This is a genomic window from Streptomyces sp. CC208A (assembly GCF_030010625.1).
Lineage (GTDB): Bacteria > Actinomycetota > Actinomycetes > Streptomycetales > Streptomycetaceae > Streptomyces.
The window spans coordinates 78,019-94,655 of sequence record NZ_JASCXN010000019.1 but is presented as its reverse complement, the minus strand read 5'-3'; the positions used below and the strand labels follow the sequence as shown (position 1 = coordinate 94,655).

General features: G+C 68.9%; 16 protein-coding genes, 1 pseudogene and 1 riboswitch. Of the genes and pseudogenes, 10 read left to right on the top strand and 7 right to left on the bottom strand.

Features of this window, described 5'->3' with window-relative positions; all coding sequences use genetic code 11:
• Window positions 1-74 precede the first annotated feature (74 nt).
• The 3 genes from QK442_RS21145 to QK442_RS21135 all read left to right on the top strand — a co-directional run bounded on the left by QK442_RS21145 (window position 75) and on the right by QK442_RS21135 (window position 1,237).
• A complete protein-coding gene (locus tag QK442_RS21145) occupies window positions 75-395 on the top strand; it encodes a DUF3618 domain-containing protein (RefSeq protein WP_282695562.1) in 321 nt (106 codons plus the stop codon).
• Between the two features lie 22 nt (window positions 396-417).
• Window positions 418-753 carry a co-chaperone GroES gene (locus QK442_RS21140; RefSeq protein ID WP_265869063.1) on the top strand — a complete coding sequence of 112 codons (336 nt, stop codon included), beginning with the start codon at window positions 418-420 and terminating at the stop codon, window positions 751-753.
• Between the two features lie 52 nt (window positions 754-805).
• Window positions 806-879: riboswitch (guanidine-III (ykkC-III) riboswitch) on the top strand.
• Between the two features lie 37 nt (window positions 880-916).
• The gene (locus QK442_RS21135; RefSeq protein ID WP_282695561.1) at window positions 917-1,237 is read left to right on the top strand and encodes a multidrug efflux SMR transporter; all 321 of its coding nucleotides are present in this window, start codon (window positions 917-919) and stop codon (window positions 1,235-1,237) included.
• A gap of 11 nt (window positions 1,238-1,248) precedes the next feature.
• On the opposite strand, the gene QK442_RS21130 is transcribed toward QK442_RS21135, so the two are convergent.
• On the bottom strand, window positions 1,249-3,462 hold the full coding sequence (locus QK442_RS21130) for a transglycosylase domain-containing protein (protein WP_282695560.1): 2,214 nt from the start codon (window positions 3,460-3,462) through the stop codon (window positions 1,249-1,251).
• A 110-nt stretch (window positions 3,463-3,572) separates the two neighbouring features.
• Between QK442_RS21130 and QK442_RS21125 the strand changes: the two are divergent.
• Together QK442_RS21125 and QK442_RS21120 are read left to right on the top strand one after the other, a co-directional pair.
• A pseudogene (locus QK442_RS21125) lies at window positions 3,573-3,764 on the top strand (methionine ABC transporter ATP-binding protein); the annotation flags it as partial.
• Between the two features lie 23 nt (window positions 3,765-3,787).
• Window positions 3,788-5,056: a DUF445 domain-containing protein gene (locus tag QK442_RS21120; RefSeq protein ID WP_282695559.1), complete on the top strand. Its 1,269-nt coding sequence runs from the start codon at window positions 3,788-3,790 to the stop codon at window positions 5,054-5,056.
• 39 nt (window positions 5,057-5,095) lie between these two features.
• Here the strand turns inward: QK442_RS21120 and QK442_RS21115 are convergent, their stop codons facing one another.
• On the bottom strand, window positions 5,096-5,395 hold the full coding sequence (locus QK442_RS21115; protein WP_282695558.1) for a hypothetical protein: 300 nt from the start codon (window positions 5,393-5,395) through the stop codon (window positions 5,096-5,098).
• Between the two features lie 115 nt (window positions 5,396-5,510).
• A complete protein-coding gene (locus QK442_RS21110; protein ID WP_282695557.1) occupies window positions 5,511-6,317 on the bottom strand; it encodes a hypothetical protein in 807 nt (268 codons plus the stop codon).
• A gap of 227 nt (window positions 6,318-6,544) precedes the next feature.
• Between QK442_RS21110 and QK442_RS21105 the strand changes: the two genes are divergently transcribed.
• The 4 genes from QK442_RS21105 (at window position 6,545) to dcm (ending at window position 11,931) form a co-directional block, all read left to right on the top strand.
• Window positions 6,545-7,234, top strand: a complete 690-nt coding sequence (locus QK442_RS21105) for a hypothetical protein (protein ID WP_282695556.1) — start codon at window positions 6,545-6,547, stop codon at window positions 7,232-7,234.
• Between the two features lie 18 nt (window positions 7,235-7,252).
• A complete protein-coding gene (locus QK442_RS21100) occupies window positions 7,253-8,686 on the top strand; it encodes a hypothetical protein (RefSeq protein WP_349239669.1) in 1,434 nt (477 codons plus the stop codon).
• Window positions 8,683-10,509, top strand: coding sequence for a DEAD/DEAH box helicase (locus QK442_RS21095; RefSeq protein ID WP_282695555.1), 1,827 nt, complete (start codon window positions 8,683-8,685; stop codon window positions 10,507-10,509). The genes QK442_RS21100 and QK442_RS21095 overlap by 4 nt, the downstream gene beginning before the upstream one ends.
• Window positions 10,510-10,767: 258 nt before the next feature.
• Window positions 10,768-11,931 carry a DNA (cytosine-5-)-methyltransferase gene (gene dcm / locus QK442_RS21090; RefSeq protein WP_282695554.1) on the top strand — a complete coding sequence of 388 codons (1,164 nt, stop codon included), beginning with the start codon at window positions 10,768-10,770 and terminating at the stop codon, window positions 11,929-11,931.
• Here dcm and QK442_RS21085 read toward each other — a convergent pair.
• Genes QK442_RS21085 through QK442_RS21075 form a run of 3 tightly spaced genes read right to left on the bottom strand, consistent with a single transcriptional unit; the run spans window position 11,897 to window position 14,351 of the window.
• Complete coding sequence (locus QK442_RS21085; protein WP_282695610.1) at window positions 11,897-12,367, bottom strand: very short patch repair endonuclease; 471 nt, start codon at window positions 12,365-12,367, stop codon at window positions 11,897-11,899. The genes dcm and QK442_RS21085 overlap by 35 nt on opposite strands.
• Before the next feature lie 4 nt (window positions 12,368-12,371).
• Window positions 12,372-13,298, bottom strand: coding sequence for a NaeI family type II restriction endonuclease (locus QK442_RS21080; RefSeq protein ID WP_282695553.1), 927 nt, complete (start codon window positions 13,296-13,298; stop codon window positions 12,372-12,374).
• 51 nt (window positions 13,299-13,349) lie between these two features.
• The gene (locus QK442_RS21075) at window positions 13,350-14,351 is read right to left on the bottom strand and encodes an SEC-C domain-containing protein (RefSeq protein WP_282695552.1); all 1,002 of its coding nucleotides are present in this window, start codon (window positions 14,349-14,351) and stop codon (window positions 13,350-13,352) included.
• Here QK442_RS21075 and QK442_RS21070 point away from each other — a divergent pair.
• Window positions 14,241-15,248, top strand: coding sequence for a class E sortase (locus QK442_RS21070; RefSeq protein WP_349239668.1), 1,008 nt, complete (start codon window positions 14,241-14,243; stop codon window positions 15,246-15,248). The genes QK442_RS21075 and QK442_RS21070 overlap by 111 nt on opposite strands.
• On the opposite strand, the gene QK442_RS21065 is transcribed toward QK442_RS21070, so the two are convergent.
• Window positions 15,220-16,599 (bottom strand): MFS transporter, encoded by a 1,380-nt coding sequence (locus QK442_RS21065; protein ID WP_282695550.1) that lies wholly within the window; start codon window positions 16,597-16,599, stop codon window positions 15,220-15,222. The two genes, QK442_RS21070 and QK442_RS21065, sit on opposite strands and share 29 nt — an antisense overlap.
• Window positions 16,600-16,637 lie beyond the last annotated feature (38 nt).

The window sequence follows — 16,637 nt, the reverse complement described above, 5'->3', positions numbered from 1 at the left end:
CGGGGACAGCCCCCGGGCGGTGGAGCTGACAGACTGTCCGTCAACGACCGGAATACGACTACGGAGGCAGCGCGGTGTCGGAGGCCAGGACCCCTGCGCAGATCGAGGCGGACATCGTCCGCCGGCGCGAGCAGCTCGCCGTCACGCTCGACGAGATCGGCATTCGGATGCACCCGAAGACCATCATCGGAGACGCCAAGGCCAAGGTCGCCTCGACCGTCGACGAGACCGCCGGGCGGGCGTTCGTCGCCGTGAACCGGGTCGTCTCCGACGTGAAGGCACGTTTCACCGACGAGGACGGCTCCCCGCGTCTGGAGCGCGTGGTCCCGGCCGCCCTGGTGGCCGTCGCGGTCGTCGGGCTCCTGGTGACCTCCTCCCGGCGCCACAAGGGCTGAGCCCGGCCGGTAGGTTCGACCCGTGAGCGAGAACACGCACGACAAGCTGCCCATCCGGATGCTCCACGACCGGATCCTGGTCCGCACCGACACCCCCGAGGGGGAGCGGCGCTCCGGGGGCGGGATCCTGATCCCGGCGACCGCCGCCGTCGGCCGCCGCCTGGCCTGGGCCGAGGTGGTCGCGGTCGGGCAGAACGTCCGGACCGTGGAGATCGGTGACCGGGTGCTGTACGACCCCGAGGACCGCGCCGAGGTGGAGGTGCGGGGCGTCGCCTACGTACTGATGCGGGAGCGCGACCTGCACGCGGTGGCGGCGGACCGGTTCCAGAGCGCGGACTCGACCGGGCTGTACCTGTAAGTGCCGTAAGTGCCGGCGGAGGCCCCGGTGACGCTTGTCACCGGGGCCTCCGCCTGTGCTTTGCTAGCCTGGAGTCACCCCGACGAGACGCGCCGTACCGGGTTCGAAGCGAAAAGACGACGCATCTTTCGTTGTCGTTCCGTCTCGCGGAGGTGTCGTCGTCATGGCCTGGGTTCTTCTGATCGTCGCGGGTCTGCTGGAAGTCGGCTGGTCGATCGGGATGAAGTACACCGAGGGCTTCACCCGCCTGTGGCCCAGCGTCTTCACCGCGGCCGGGATCGTCGCCTCGATGCTGCTGCTGTCGCAGGCCGCCAAGACCCTTCCCATCGGTACCGCCTACGGCGTCTGGGTCGGCATCGGCGCGGCCGGTGCGGCGGTGCTCGGCATGGTGGTGCTCGGTGAGCCGGCGACCGCCGCCCGGATCTTCTTCGTCTGTCTGCTGCTCGTGGCCGTGGTGGGGCTGAAGGCGACCTCCGGGCACTGACCGGCGGCTGACTAGCGGGCTTGCTTGGTGGGCTTCGCCGGCCCCGGGCCCGGGCCCGTCTCCGGCCCCCTCCCCCTCCCCGTCCCCGGCCCCGGGCCTGCCTCGCCCGCCTCGCCCGTCTCGTACCGGCCGTCCCCGCCCTCCTCGTACCCGTCGGGCACAGGCGGCACGGCGGGGAGCTCCGCGCCCGGCATCAGGCGCAGGTCGAAGTCGCGTACGGGGGTGTCGGCGAGGGCCTCGCGGGTGAAGCGGGCCCAGATCTCGGCAGGGGGGCCGCCGCCGTTGACGCGGGGCAGGCCGAGGGCGCCGTAGAGGGGCTGGTGGGCGCCGGACTCGGGGTCCTGGCCCATCAGGGCGACGACGGTGGCGAGCTCGGGGGTGTAGCCGGCGAACCAGGCGGCCTTGTCGTCCTCGGCGGTGCCGGTCTTGCCGGCGGCCGGGCGTCCGGCGGCCTGCGCGGCGGTGCCCGTACCGGTCTCGACGACGCCCTGGAGCACAGCGGTGGTGGTGTCGGCGGCCTCGCGTCCGACGGCCTGCCGGGGTGCGGTGGCGGGGAGGGCCAGGGGCTCGCCGTCGCGGGTGACGGCGGTGACCAGGGTGTGGGCGCCGCGCCGGCCGTGGGCGGCGAGCGTGGCGTACGCCTGGGCCATGTCGAGGACGCTGGCGGTGGCGGGGCCGAGGGCGATGGAGGGGGAGGCGGTGAGGTCGGGGGTGGTGGGCGGCAGGCCGAGCGCGACGGCGGTGCGGCGTACGCGGGCGGGGCCGACGTCGACGGCCATCTGGGCGTAGACGCTGTTCACGGAGAGGCCGGTGGCGTCGGTGACGGGGATCTCGCCGTAGCTCTCGCCGTCCTCGTTGGCGGGGTCGTACGGGGCGCCGGTCCATCCTTCGACGGGGCGCCGGTCGCTGCCGTCGTAGACGGTGTACGGGGTGATCGGCTCGCCGTACTGGGTCCGCGCGCCGCTCTGGACGGCGGCGGTGAAGACGAAGGGCTTGAAGGTGGAGCCGACCTGGTAGTCGCGGCGGGTGGCGTTGTTGACGTACTGCTCGGTGTAGTCGACGCCGCCGTAGAGGGCGACGACGTGGCCGGTGGCGGGGTCGACGGCGGCGGCTCCGGCGCGTACGTACCGGTCGGCGGGGTGGGTGGCGGGGTCGAGGCGGTGGGTGACGCGTTCCTCGACGGCGCGGACGAGGGCGGCCTGCCGGTCGGGGTCGATGGTGGTGACGATGCGGAAGCCGCCGCCGGCGAGGGTCTTCTCGTCGACGATCCCGCGGCCGGTGAGGTGGTCCTCGACGGCCTGGACGAGGTAGCCGCGCTGGCCGGAGAGGCCGGTGGCGGGGCGGGCGGTCTGCGGGTCGGGGAAGCGGAGCGCGGCGCGTTCGCCGCGGGTGAGCCAGCCTTCGCCGGTCATGCCGTCGAGGACGTACCGCCAGCGGGCGAGGACGGCGGGGCGGTTCTCGGGGTGGGTGGTGACGTCGTAGGCGCTGGGGGCTTTGAGGAGGGCGGCGAGGTAGGCGCCCTCGGCGGTGTCGAGGTGGTCGACGTCCTTGCCGTAGTAGGCGTGGGCGGCGGCCTGGATGCCGTAGGCGTTGCGGCCGAAGTAGCTGGTGTTGAGGTAGCCTTGGAGGATGTCCTCCTTGGTCTTCTCGCGTTCCAGCTTGAGGGCGATGACGAACTCCTTGGCCTTGCGGGTGAGGGTCTGTTCCTGGCCGAGGTAGTAGTTCTTCACGTACTGCTGGGTGATGGTGGAGCCGGACTGGCGGCCCTTGCCGGTGACGGTGTTCCAGGCGGCGCGGAGCATGGCCTTGGGGTCGACGGCGCGGGAGGTGTGGAAGTCGCGGTCCTCGGCGGCGAGGACGGCCTGCCGGACGGTGAGGGGGATCCGGTCGAGGGGGACGTTCTCGCGGTTGACCTCGCCGTCGCGGGCGAGGACGGTGCCGTCGCGGTAGAGGTACAGATTGGACTGGGCGACGGCGGCGGCGTTGGCCGCCGGGATGGGCACGAGGAGGTACCCGGCGACGAGGGCTCCGGCGAGGAGGAGCCCGCCGAGCAGGAGCAGCCAGACGGTGGCGCGGAGGAGACGGCGGGGGAGGGAGCGCCGGGGTCTGGCCGGGGGGTGGGGTGCGGGGCGGGTGGGGAGGGCGGGGAGGGTGGGGTCCCTCGGTTCCCACCCCGGGTCCGGGGGTGGTGCGGTGGGGGAGGAGGAGCGGGAGGAAGGGGACATGGCATCACATAGTGCACATAAAGCGGGCGAAACTCCCGAAGGCGGCGGGTGACTGACGGGAAGTCGGCCGGGAATCCGCTCGCGGTGGCGTGTGCGGGGGCACGGGGGATGTGCGCGGGGCCCGTCTCGTGCGGGCGGACGGACCGCGCCGGTCCCTCGCCTTCCCGGCCTCGGCGGTGGCGGAGGCGTACCCGCTGGTGGATCTGTCGGTGCGGGAACCGGACATCGAGTCCGTGATCGCGAAGATGTACGGAGAAAGCCACGGGGGAACTCGCGAGCGGCGCCAAGAGTCCCTGAAGTAGACGGGCAGGGAGGTCGGGCTTCGATGGTGAGTTTCGCGTACACGGCGGCGGACGAGGAGAAGAGCAGGGGCGTCCGCCGGATGAAGGCGCTGGCGACGGCCCTGCTGGCGCTGGTCGCGCTGGTCTACGCCCTGTCGACGTGGGCGGAGAACTCCGGCGCGGGCGCGTGGGCGGGCTATGTGGCCGCGGCGGCGGAGGCGGGGATGGTCGGCGCGCTGGCGGACTGGTTCGCGGTGACGGCGCTGTTCCGCCGGCCGCTGGGCCTGCCGATCCCGCACACGGCGATCATCCCGACGAAGAAGGACCAGCTGGGCGTCTCGCTCGGCTCCTTCGTGGGCGAGAACTTCCTGTCGGCCGATGTCGTACGGGGCCGGCTGCGGGCCCTGGGCGTCGGCCGGCGCCTCGGCGCCTGGCTCGCCGACCCGGCCCACGCGGACCGGGTGACGGAGGAGGCGGCGACGGCCCTGCGCGGGGCGCTGACGGTGCTGCGCGACGCGGACGTGCAGGCGGTGGTGGGCGAGGCGATCACCCGGCGGGCGGAGGAGGCGGAGATCGCGCCGGGCGTGGGCAAGACCCTGGAGCGCATGGTGGCGGACGGCGCCCACCGCCGGGCGGTCGACCTGGTGTGTACGAGGGCCCACGACTGGCTCGTCACCCACGCCGACTCGGTGATGGGCGCGGTCCAGGGCGGGGCCCCCGGCTGGACCCCCCGCTTCGTGGACCGCAAGGTCGGCGAGCGCGTCTACAAGGAGCTGCTCCGCTTCGTCACGGAGATGCGTGACATGCCGACGCACCCGGCGAGGGGCGCCATCGACCGCTTCCTGACGGACTTCGCCGCCGACCTCCAGGCCGACACGGACACGAGGGCCCGCGTGGAGCGCCTCAAGTCCGACCTCCTGGCCCGCCCCGAGGTCCAGGACGTCATCGCCTCGGCCTGGGCCTCGGTCCGCGCCCTGATCATCGCGGCGGCGGAGGACGACCAGAGCCAGCTCCGCCTCCGCGCCCGGGCCTCCCTGATCTCCCTGGGTCACCGCCTGGCGTCGGACCCCCGCCTCCAGTCGAAGGTGGACGGCTGGCTGGAGTCGGCCACGACGTACCTGGTGACGACCTACCGCGCCGAGATCACCTCCCTGATCACCGACACGGTCGCCGGCTGGGACGCCGACCAGACCTCCAAGAAGATCGAGGCCAACATCGGCCGGGACCTCCAGTTCATCCGCATCAACGGCACGGTGGTGGGCGCCCTGGCAGGCCTGACGATCTATACGGTCAGCCACGCCCTGGGCGGCTGACCCCGGCTGCTACCGCCCCGGTGGCTACCGCCCCGGTGGCTACCGCCCCCGGGTGACGGCCCAGGAAGCAGCGGCCATCCCCCCGGCCACGGAGAACACGGCAGGCCAGGCCCCGATCTTCTTGGCCAGCGGATGCGACCCGCCGAACGCCGCCACGTAAGCGGCGGAAAGCCCCGCAGCCGCCTTCCCCCCAGCCACCTGCTGCCACTCCCGGGCCGCCACCCCACCGGCCACCGCCAGCACCACCCCACCGAGCGGCCGCTTCTTGGTCCACCGCGCGACGGCGTAACCGCCTACGAGTCCGGCGGCGGCGATGGCGGGGGAGAGGACGCGGGGCATGGCGAGGCCTTTCGGTCAGGAGATGTCGGAATTTTTCCCGAGTCTAATGAAACGCTGCTTCTGCTTTGAGCAGGGTTTTGTTGTGCTGTGCTCTTTGTCATCTCCACCGTTCTTGTCATCTCCTCTGTGCCGGCGCCTGCGCGATAGTGGCGCGAAGCAGTGCGTCAGCCTCTTCTGGCAGCCCGAAGGAATGCAGTTCCACTGCGATCTGCATGATGTCCTTGTCGGCACGGGAGCGGCTGTGGATGCCGATCGCGGTCTCGGCAAGATCATTCTGTTCGTCCCGCAGCAGCACGATGGACGCGGCGCTCTCCAGAGGGGTGAGCGCCCTAGCCACGTCCTGGAGGAGTGCGACGGCGTGTCCGGTCTGCCCGTTGCCGTGAAGCCGGGAAGCGCTCGTGGCGAGCTGCCGCGCGGCGGCCACATCACGGGCACTGCTCTGCCGGTCCCCAGGTGTTCTGGGGACCGGCAGAGCAGTGGAAGGGATGGATCCGGCCAGGATGCTTCCGCTAGAGCCAAGAGGTTCAGGCCGGGGTCCCAGTACCGTGTGGGCGAGAAGCCGGCTGTTTTCCTCACGGAGAAGCTGGTTCTCCTGCCGTACTTCATGGCAGTTCCGGCAGAGCGTGGCTTCGGCGGCGGCGTGGAGTTCCTTCAGCTCTGCCAGCGTCGGCCATACCGCTCCCAGCTCCGTCCGCTCGGTGGCCAGCCCGTGCAGCTGCTCAAGGAAGCCGAGGGGGGGCTTCCTCCGGCCGTTGCGGTAGCGGGAGATCTCGCTCGGGTCCTTCTTCCAGCCGCGGGATTCCAAGAGCTCTGCGGCTTCAGCCAGGTTCTTCACGGCCAAGCGGCCGTAGAGCACGCAGACCGCCTTTGCGAGCGCCTGCCGTCCCGGCGGCACATCGGAACCGGTTCTCCTCGTTGCCATCCCTGTCATCCCCCGCTCGTGTCTGTCCGGACGTAACCCATTGTGCAGCAGGCAGTTTTGACTACCTTGCGCGCAAACCAGCCAGGGGGTGGAACTCGGTGCCGTCCTATGCGCTGAATAGAGAGGCAAGCCGGAAGCAGCAGGTGTACGGGATCCGTTTGGGCTCCGTCCGCTTTCTCGTACCCGGCTGCACTCCATGGTGGTGTTCGCGCAGCGGAGGTTTGCGGGTGTCGGTGTGGTCGTGGCAGGACAAGAAGCTGGGAAGCAAGGCGCGGGCAGCTCTCTGGCTCGTGGCAGAGGTGGGCGAGGGGAACGTCTTCACCAAGGGGCAGCTTCGGGCGGCTTTCCCGGAGGTGGCCCAGATTGACCGCCGTGTGCGCGATCTGCGGGATCATGACTGGCAGATCGACACCCGGCGTGAGGATCCTTCGCTCAACCTTGACGAGCAGCGCTTCGTGAAGAAGGGGACCGATGTGTGGCTGCCCGGCCAGTCGAAGTCCCCGAAGGAAAAGGGGGGGCTGACCGCGGCTCAGAGGACCAAGGTCCTCATGGCGGACAGTTTCCTGTGCCGTTCCTGTGGCATCGGTGCGGGAGAGGCCTTCATGGATGGTGGCCAGGACGCCCAGCTGGATGTCGCGCGGCGGCAGGTCGTACAGCCCAACGGCACGGTGACGACGCAGCTCGTCACTGAGTGCAACAGGTGTCGTGTGGGCGGACGCCAGCGTCAGGCCGATCTGCCCCGTCTGCTCGAAGGCCTCGGACACCTCAGCAAGCTGGAGCGGGCCGTATTCATCGGTTGGCTGGACGCCGACCGCCGAGATCCCAGCCCTCTCGAGCGCATCTGGGGCGAGTACCGGACCCTGCCCGAGGAGTCTCGCAAGACGGTGAGGGACGCTGTACTCGGCATGGACAGCTAGCAGACGAGGGGACGCAGCATGCAGATGATGCAGGAATTTCCGCTTCCACCGAACGCTGTCGAGTTCAGTGAGACGGTCCGGAAACGGCTTGAGGATGTGAAGAGTGCCGGCGGGACCCGCGAGACGGTGACCGTGGACTGGAACGGCCAGGCGTTGCACTGCGAGGTGATCGAGTGCTCCATCAGCTCGGTCTTCTACAATCCGGGAACCCATCGGATCAGGGCTCAGCGCAGCCATGACCCAGTGAAGGACAAGGCCTTGGCCGCGGACCCGTGGGCAGGGCCGAGCCAGGAGTACCTGCAGTTTCTTCTCAAGGCTGATCCGGCAGATCCCAACCGCAGAGACGCGGACTTTGACAAGCTGAAGGAGAGTCTCGAGCAGTTTGGTCAGAACGATCCCGGTCTGATCACCTTTAACGGGATTCTCGTCAACGGCAATACGCGTGCGGCGGCTCTTCGCGAGCTCGGTCGGCAGACGATGCGGGTGGGGGTGCTGCCGGAGTCCTTTACATGGGAGGACATTAATGCGGTGGAGCTGGCGCTCCAGCTGCGGCGCGACCACCGGCGGGACTATTCGTACATCAACCGTCTGCTCGCGATGGAAGAGCAGGCCGGCCTCGGCCGGACTCCTGACGCCATCGCAAAGGACTTCCGTGTCAGGACCAGTACCTACCACCAGGAGCGGTGGATTCTCGGCACGATCCGAGAGCAGATCAAGCGCAGCGCGAGCAGCGGCGGAGCAGGCCTGCGTCTTGTCGACTTCGAGGACCACCAGGAAAAGCTCAAGGAACTTCACCGGGCTTACGAGAAGCTTGCGAGCGTTGACCCCGACCGGGCGGACGTGCTGAAGGAACTCCGCATGGCGGCCATTGTCATGGGCTTTGCGAAGACGGACGTGCGGCACATCGATGAGAGCTTCCGTGACCGGTACCTGTCGCGGGTGATGCCAGTTGGGTTCGCCGGGCCGGCGGGCGAGCAGGCAGCGGTGGTCGTGCCAGGTCTCGGTGGAGTGACGCTTCCGGGGAGTTCTTCTGCAGTGTCCGCGGCGCGGGCCCTGAACGACAAGGTGTTGCGGGCCAAGGCGATCGTTGTTGCTCCAGGTGCTGCAGCCTCCGACCAGGAGAGGAAGCAGGCGCAGGAGGTCGTCCGGGAAGCACGGGAGGCTTTTGACAAGGCGATTGACACGGCGGGCCGCGACGCCAGGCTGAAGAAGCGCAAGCAGATGGCGCCGGCGCGGATCGCGGACGCCTGCGCTGACATCGACCAGAGCGTCGTGGAGCTCGTGCAGGCTCGCGCGTCGAGGAGCCTCGACGAGGAAGCGCTCGATGAAGCAGTGATCAAGCTGCGCGAGAGTCTTCGCAAGCTTGCCCAGCAGGCGGCGAGGGGAACGACGACACCAGGCGACGGTGTCGCCTGGCTGATCGAGGCTGTGGCGCTGGAGACTTCGGGATGAGCGGCGGCACTGCGGGCGCATCGCTTCACCTCGACTTCGACGAGACCCGCACGAAGGCCGTTCTCCGTACTTCACATGAGTACCGTGAAGAACTCGTCCAGCTGGTTGCCCGCTTCCGTTCGGGCGGCCAGCTTGGCCCCTTGTCCGCCGCCGTCGATCTCAACGACCTGCTGGGGGGGCTGGGGGCCCTTTCCTCCTGGCCCGACCCGACAGGGGTTCAGTGGGCTCCGGAGCTGCAGGAACTAGTCATCGGTGTTCTGCAGGACGCTGAGACGGTAAAGCAGAGGCTGGACGCCCCTGATGCATCAGGTGAGATCTCCCCTGAGGACGTCATGTTCCTCCTGGGGGAGGAGTGGAAGGCAGACCTCAGTGACTTTCAGCGGCGTGATATCGCTAAGCTGCTTTCCCTTCAGCATGGCGCCAACTTCAGCGTCCCTGGCGCGGGGAAGACGCGTGTGGGGCTGGCTGTCTATGCCAGCCAGAAGGCCAGAGGGCTGGTCAATCGGCTGCTGATCGTCTGCCCTAAATCGGCTTACGAGTCGTGGCAGTACGAGAGTGCGGTTTGCTTCCGCCACCGCCTGCACTCGGACATTCTCGGCAAGTCCTATGACCAGTGGGCGGAGGTGCTGATCGTCAACTATGAGCGCCTGGACGGAGCACTCACGTCGCTGGCCGCGTGGCTGAAGGCCGAGCCGTCGATGATCATCCTTGATGAGGCCCACCGCATGAAGCTGGGAGCACGGGGGACGTACGGGGCCGCATGCATGGCGCTCGGCCCGCTTGCCCGCCGCAGACTGATCCTGACTGGCACCCCGGCCCCCAACGGAGCCAAGGACTTGGAGAACCTGCTCGGTTTCGTCTGGCCAGGGCACGGCCAGCGGACGGTGACGCAGGCTGTTGCCGGCGGTGATCTGGCTCACGCGAGCACGGTGCTGAGGCCCCTGTTCACCCGGACCACGAAGCAGGAGCTGGGGCTCCCTCCCATGTCGCTGCAGATGCGTTACGTGGACATGCCTCCGCTGCATGAGGAGATCTACACCGCCATCGTGGGAGGCGAAGCGAGCGGGGCGGCCCGTGATGACCTGAGCGCTATGGGCAAGACCGCCCTGCGTCTGCTGATGGCGGCAGTCTGTCCTGCGCTTCTGGTGGAAGGGGCACACCGGTATGACCCCCTCGCCTATCAGCTTCCTCCGCTCGAAGTTCCTGCCGGAAGTTCGCTCTACTCCCTGATGCAGAACCTTCCCGCCCACGAGATGTCGCCGAAATACCAGGAGGCGGCGCTCATCGTGGCTCAGAACGCAGAGAGGGGACGCAAGACCCTCGTTTGGACGACCTTCGTCAGAAGCCTTGCGACACTGGAAAAGCTCCTGGCCAAGTTCGGCCCTGCCGTCGTGTACGGCGGGACGCCTGACCGGGAGGAACAGCTGCGCCGGTTCCGCGAGGATCCGGACTGCATGGTCTTGATCTCCAACCCGGCGACGCTGGGTGAGGGAATCAGTCTGCACCAGGTGTGTCACGACGCTGTTTATGTGGACCGGGATTTCATGGCGGGACGGTTTCTGCAGAGCATGGACAGGATCCACCGCTTGGGGCTGTCTCCAGGGACTGAGACGAACGCGACTGTTCTTGTGGCCCGGAACACCGTCGATGAGGTGGTGATGACGCGGCTTGAGAAGAAGCTGGACTTCATGGGACGGATCCTTGATGATCCTTCGGTCCAGAGACTCGCGGATCTCGAAGAGGAACCAGCGGTAGCCGCAGGGCTGGCGCCCAGCGACATGGCAGCTCTGCTGAGCCACATGGGCGTGCCTGCCTTGGGCTGACTGGCTGGCCGGCCGGGCGGCGGGAGTCTGTGGGGAGAGTCACCGTACTGAGCGTTACAGGTCGGCCACGCGCACAGGAGGATGGCGGCTGTACAGCGGCAAGTCCGGCCGCCCTGACTGCCCCCCGGGGAGGGGCGGGCAGGGTTTCGGATCGGAAGACTGGCTCAGAGCGTTCTGGAAGAATGCCGCTACGTCAGGGCCTGTCACTGGCGGATGCGACACTTGCGTGTCTGCAGTCAGTCACATCAGGAGGCTTCGATGACTTCCAGCGGCAAGCCGCTGACGTCGATTGAGATCTGCGCCGGAGCGGGGGGACAGGCCGTCGGGCTTCACCGGGCCGGATTCCAGCACCTCGCTCTCGTCGAGATCGACCCTCACGCAGCAGGGACGCTGGAGCTCAACGTGATCAAGAAGAAGCGGTGGGGGGCTGAGGCTGCGGCTCTTTGCGATGTCCTTGAGATGGACGTGACGAAATTTGAACCTGCTCGGCATCTTCACAAGTTTAAAGCGAGGCTGGGACGCGATATTCGCGAAGGAGATCTTGACCTTCTAGCAGGCGGGGTTCCGTGCCCGCCCTTTTCAGTGGCGGGCAAGCAGCTTGGCCGGGATGACGAGCGGGATCTCTTTCCCGCGATGCTTGACCTCGTTGAGGAGCTCAAGCCGCGGGCGGTGATGATTGAGAACGTTGCTGGACTGGTCAAGCCGCGCGAGAAGTTCTACGAGTATCGTGAGTGGATCAAGGGGCGGCTGCGGGGACAGGGTTACGTTGTCTGCGGGTGGCGGCTTCTGGAAGCGGCAGATTACGGCGTTCCGCAGCTCAGGCCAAGGGCTATCCTTGTGGCGATCCATAAGGATCATTACCGAGGATTTCAGTGGCCTCAGCCACAGAAGAAGGAAGTCACGGTGGCGAGTGCCTTGGCTGATTCGATGAAGAGGCGCTTCGTCGAGGCCGGTCGGCCTGATGACTTCGATGAGTGGCTGAAGGAAGCGGCCAAGGGGACTGTGGCACCCACCCTGGTGGGGGGATCTAAAAAGCATGGCGGCGCAGATCTCGGCCCCACGCGAGCCAAGAGGGCGTGGGCTGCGCTCGGCGTGAACGGCATGGGTGTGGCTAATGATGAGCACGAGGTGAACCCAGAGCGTGATCTCGGAAGTCCCAAGGCGGGGATCTGGCCGATGCTCACCGTAGAGCAAGCCGCTATCATCCAGGGATTTCCCCCGAAGGTGGACTGGGAGTTCGCAGGCCGCAAGACGGCTCGATACCGTCAAGTTGGCAATGCTTTCCCTCCTCCGGTGGCCGAGGCGGTGGGGAGATCAATCAAGGAAGCGCTGAAGCGCCAAGGCGCCGTTCTTGATTTTTCCGCTGATGACCTGGAACCTGACGGCCTTACCTGGGAGCAGGCGCAGAACTCTCTCGTCTAATCCGGCTGCGCCGCCTGCTGACGATCTCGGCGATCTGAGCAGCGCATTCTTCTGGTGCTGCATGCTCCCAGAAACGCAGTACGACCCATCCTGCCTCGGCGAGACGTTGGTCCGTGTCCCGGTCGCGGACCACGTTGCCCTCAACCTTTTTCGACCAGTAGCCGGGGTTGGTCTTGGGCGGAACGTAGTGCTCGGGGCAACCATGCCAGTAGCAGCCGTCGATAAAGACAGCCACTTTGGCTGGGCGGAACACCATGTCTGCTGTCCGGCGAAGGCCGGGCAGCGGTTTGGCTGCCACGCGATACCGGAGGCCCTGGGCGTGGACGAGGCGGCGGATGGCCTGCTCCGGCTTGGTGTCGCGGCTGCGAATGGCCTGCATGTTCCTGCGCCGGGCCGCTGACGAGGCCCAAGACCCTCTCGGCGGCGTCCATTCCATGCTCTTAGTCACTCTCACTCCCGGGTACCCCCTGCGGCTGCCCGTTCTCAGGGCGTGGCGGAGAAACCGATTCCGAACTGCCGTCCCGCACCGCTATCCACTCTCCAGCTTGCAACGAGATACCACGAGCTGCCCCAGCGTCCCGGCCGCAGAGCAGTGTCAGCCCTTCGCGAGCCGCGGCTCTCTTCACTTCCCTTGCTCTGCGCATCGGGTCGTGGCTGCGGGCCACCGTGAGGAGGGTGCTGCGCGGTATGACATGCCCCTCGAGCGCGCGGAACATGATCAGCAGCCGTTCAACCTGGCCAGGCTGCTCGGCGAGGACCTGCCGGGCTACATCCTCCGGGAGGTACCGGAGCGGATTTACCGGCAGGGGGGTCCAATCGTACAAGGGCACGCTCCAGTGCTCACGTGCGTGTGCGGCGAGGCCTCGCTTGCCGTCCTTGTTGCCCTTGCCGCGATAAAGCCATGAGCGATGGGCTCGCACGAGCCAGGTCCGGTGCCGGTTCTTCTTGAGCTGGATCTGAGTACACAGGCAGAGCTGGCAATGGGCTTCTGAGGGGACCGCCCAGTTGCTGCCGACTGTCGCCTTGATGTCGACCGGGATGCCAGATATCTCTGTGTCGAGGGGTTTGGTTTTCGGAAGTGAGAGATTCCGAAGGATCTCGTATTCCAGCTTCGCCCCTACGGATGCCCGTTCGCCGGGGTGAACTTCGGGTGAAAGCAGGTAGAACCGCCCCGTCCTGCCGCCGTCAAGAACATAGTCGATCGAGTTCCTGATGGATTCTGTGTAGATGTCTGCAAGAGGGCGGCCTTTAAGCCACCTGAAGACTGCCTGCGCCTCTAGGTCCTGCTCAGGATGCAGCAGGATGTGCTTGCCAGCGTCCGTGTTCGCGCAGCGGGCACCTGGCCCCTGCAGGACAAGCCGCGCCATTTCAGGTTTCCGTCCTCATCATGTACGTCTCGGGTAGCGAGATTCTCATGCCTACTCCACCCCGTGGCACTCCCCATACGTCAGCTCCGAGCCGCACCAGCACCCCTCCGTGCGGAGCGGAGGCCAAGGGGTGGCGCGGGCGCGGGCGGCGAGGGTGGTGGCGTATTGGGGGAGGAGGGCGGGGTTGGCGGGGGTGGAGGACTCGGAGGCGGCGAAGGCTTCGTAGGAGGGGACGGTGGCGCGGACGATGCCTAGGTTGGGGGTGCCGGCCGCGGACAGTTCGCGGAGGGAGGCCTCGATGTCTGTCAGGTGGGCCTGGTAGGTGGGGTATTCCGTTTCCAGTTCCGGGTACGTCGTCAGGAGTTCCGTGAGTTCTCGTTCCGGCCAGTGGAGGACCGCCACCGGGAAGGGGCGGGAGAGGGCTGTGCGGTAGGTGCCCAGTTCGGAGCGGAGGCGGGCGATCTCGGCCTGGAGTTCGGCGGGGTCCGAGGAGCCCAGGGACCAGAGGCGTTTCGGGTCGTGGAGTTCGTCCAGGGGGATCGTGCCGGGGTGGAGGCGGTCCGCCAGGGTGTCCCACTCGTCGTGGGCCAGGGCCAGCATGCGGCGGATGCGGTGGCGGGTGGCGAGGAGGGAGCGGGTGGGGTGGGGGAGGTCCGTTTCCGCTCCTGTTGCCAGGAGGGTGGCCGCTTCCGTGAGGGTTTGTTCCGCCGCTTCCAGTTCGTCGTGGGCCTCCAGCGTCTCCGCCGCGATCTCCCACGGGGTCGCGTCCGCCGGGCGTGAGCGGCGGACGCCGTCGATGATGGCCCTGGCCTCGGCCTCGTGCCCGTACTCCCACAGGTTCGACGCCTTGAGCGCGCGGATCAGGTGCGGGGCGGCCGGGGTGCCGGAGAGCAGGTCGTCGTAGAGCCTTGTCGCCCTGGGGCGGTCGTCGGCCAGTTCCAGGTGGGCCGCGGCCTGGAGCAGCAGCGGTTCGCGGTCTCCTGGGTACTGCGCGGCGGTGCGCAGGAGACGCTCGGCTTCGGCGGTGTGGGCGGCAGGCGTGTCGTGGCGCATGCCCTTCACCGTACTGCTGTACGGCCCTGGAGAGTTGGCGCGGCAGCGCTTATCGTGCCGGGCGTGCGGGGCAGGGGACGCGGGGGACGCGAGAGGGTGCCGGTCGTCGTTCAGGGGCGGTCGGGGCGCCGTGGGGTCGTGCGTGTGCTCCGGTTCGCCGCCGAGGCCGTCGTCACCTGCGGTGTTCTCGTCCTGCTGCTTGTCGTCCACCAGCTGTGGTGGACCAATCAGCAGGCCCTTGCCGAGGCCGGTGAGCGGGTGCGTGTGCTGGAGCGGGAGTGGGACATCTCTCCCCCTGAGCTTTCGCCCGTGCCTCCCGTCGTGTCTCCTGCCGTGCCTTCTTCCTCGCCTCCCGCCGTGCCTCCCGCGGCGCCTTCTTCCGCGCCTCCTTCCGCGCCCTCTTCTTCCGGGACTTCCCGCGCTCCCGTGGTGGAGCCCTCCGCCACCCCCGCCCCCTCCGGCGACACCTTCGCCGTGCTCCGTATCCCCCGCATCGGGCTCACCGTGCCCGTTGCCCGGGGGATCTCCAAGCGCGACGTGCTCGACAAGGGGTACGTGGGGCACTACCCCGGCACCGCCGCGCCGGGACGGGTCGGGAACGTGGCGCTCGCCGGGCACCGGAACACGCACGGGGAGCCGTTCCGGTACGTCGACCGGCTCCGCGAGGGGGACGAGATCACGCTGCGGACGCGGGAGGGGACGTACACCTACCGGGTCGACCAGATCCTGCCGGTGACCTCGCCGCGCGACACCGGGGTCATCCAGCCCGTGCCCCGGTCGATCGTCAAGCCCTCGTACGGGTACTCCACGGCCGGGTCCTACCTCACCCTCACCACCTGCACGCCCGAGTTCAGCTCCCGCTACCGGCTCATCGTCTGGGCGACCCTGCGGCGGTGAGGACCGTGCCCGCCAAGGCCAGGGCCGCGCCGGTCAGCAGGGCCGTGTCCGGGCCCGTCGCCGACAGGGCGAGCATCAGGGCCACGCCGGCCGCCGAACCGATGTAGCGGGCCGTGTTGTTCGCGCCGGAGCCCATCGCCGCCCGCTCCGGCGGTACGGAGTCGACGGCGAGCCGGGGCAGCGCCGCGTTCAGCAGGCCGCTGCCCGCGCCCGACACCACCAGGCCGGTGATCAGGCGCCCCCACGGGAGGGCGGGGGAGTCGAGGGTGCCGAGGAGAGCGAGTACGCCCGCTGCCGAGAGGGCGAAGCCCAGGGCCAGTTGGTGCGGGGCCGAGAGGTGGGGCGCCAGCCTGCGGGCCTGGAGCGCCGCCGTGAACGCCGTGCCCGACCAGACGACGGAGAGCCAGGCCGCCGCCAGGGGCGACATGCCCGTTCCGCGCTGGAGCAGGGCCGGGACGATGCTGAACAGGCCGATCACCGCCAGGCCCGTGAACAGCGCCCCCGCCGTCGCCACCCGGAACGCCGGCTTCCGTAGCAGTCCCAGGTCGATCATCGGGTTCCCGCCCCGCCTGCCCGCCTCCCGCTCCACCACGACGAACAGGGCCGTGAGCGCCGCCGACGCCAGGAGCAGGAGGCCGATCACCGGGCGCAGCCAGCCGTCCCGGCCCAGCGTCAGGGCCGTGAGGAGCGCGGCCAGCGCCAGGGTCAGGGTCGCCGCGCCCGCCAGGTCCGGGCGGCCGCCCGCCGGTCGCCGGGCCGGAGGTGCGAGGGTGCGGGTCCCCACCGCCGCCGTCAGCAGGGCCGCCGCGCCCAGCGTCGCGTACGCGAGCCGCCAGTCCGCCGGGCTGAGCGCGCCCGCGAGGAGCGGGCCCAGGGCGATCCCGCCGCTCACCGAGGCGCCCCAGAGGCCGGTGGCCCGGATCCGGTCCCGGCCCGAGGGGTACGCGACGGCCAGCAGGCCCAGGCTGCCGGCGAGGACCGCCGCGCTCGCCGCGCCCTGCGCGATCCGCGCCGCCGTGAACAGCGCCGTCGTCCCCGCGAACGCGCCGAGCGCCGTCGTCACGCCCAGCGCCAGCGTGCCGAGGAGGAAGACCCGGCGCCGGCCGTGCGCGTCGGCCAGCGCGCCCGCCACCAGGAGCAGCGCGGCGAGGCCGAGCGGGGTGCCGTTGAACAGCCACGCCTGCGCCGAGGGCGGGGTGCCGAAGGCGTCGGCCATCGCCGGGAGGGTCACCATCGGCGCCGTGTAGTTCATCAGGGCGAGGGCGGTGGCGGCGGCCGTCACGGCGAGGGTGGCCGGGCCGGGGGTGTGGAGGGGGATGGCGTTCCGGGGGCGGGGCGGGGCTGTGCGCACGGGGTCTCCGTCCGATGTCCGATCGCTTGTCGGTTCAG

What these genes read in the sequence shown, in the direction of transcription:
- QK442_RS21135 (WP_282695561.1), top strand. Translation starts at nt 917, where the DNA reads ATGGCCTGGGTTCTTCTGATCGTCGCGGGTCTGCTGGAAGTCGGCTGG.
- QK442_RS21130 (WP_282695560.1), bottom strand. Translation starts at nt 3,462, where the DNA reads ATGTCCCCTTCCTCCCGCTCCTCCTCCCCCACCGCACCACCCCCGGAC.
- QK442_RS21120 (WP_282695559.1), top strand. Translation starts at nt 3,788, where the DNA reads ATGGTGAGTTTCGCGTACACGGCGGCGGACGAGGAGAAGAGCAGGGGC.
- QK442_RS21115 (WP_282695558.1), bottom strand. Translation starts at nt 5,395, where the DNA reads ATGCCCCGCGTCCTCTCCCCCGCCATCGCCGCCGCCGGACTCGTAGGC.
- QK442_RS21110 (WP_282695557.1), bottom strand. Translation starts at nt 6,317, where the DNA reads ATGGCAACGAGGAGAACCGGTTCCGATGTGCCGCCGGGACGGCAGGCG.
- QK442_RS21100 (WP_349239669.1), top strand. Translation starts at nt 7,253, where the DNA reads ATGCAGATGATGCAGGAATTTCCGCTTCCACCGAACGCTGTCGAGTTC.
- QK442_RS21095 (WP_282695555.1), top strand. Translation starts at nt 8,683, where the DNA reads ATGAGCGGCGGCACTGCGGGCGCATCGCTTCACCTCGACTTCGACGAG.
- dcm (WP_282695554.1), top strand. Translation starts at nt 10,768, where the DNA reads ATGACTTCCAGCGGCAAGCCGCTGACGTCGATTGAGATCTGCGCCGGA.
- QK442_RS21085 (WP_282695610.1), bottom strand. Translation starts at nt 12,367, where the DNA reads ATGGAATGGACGCCGCCGAGAGGGTCTTGGGCCTCGTCAGCGGCCCGG.
- QK442_RS21080 (WP_282695553.1), bottom strand. Translation starts at nt 13,298, where the DNA reads ATGGCGCGGCTTGTCCTGCAGGGGCCAGGTGCCCGCTGCGCGAACACG.
- QK442_RS21075 (WP_282695552.1), bottom strand. Translation starts at nt 14,351, where the DNA reads ATGCGCCACGACACGCCTGCCGCCCACACCGCCGAAGCCGAGCGTCTC.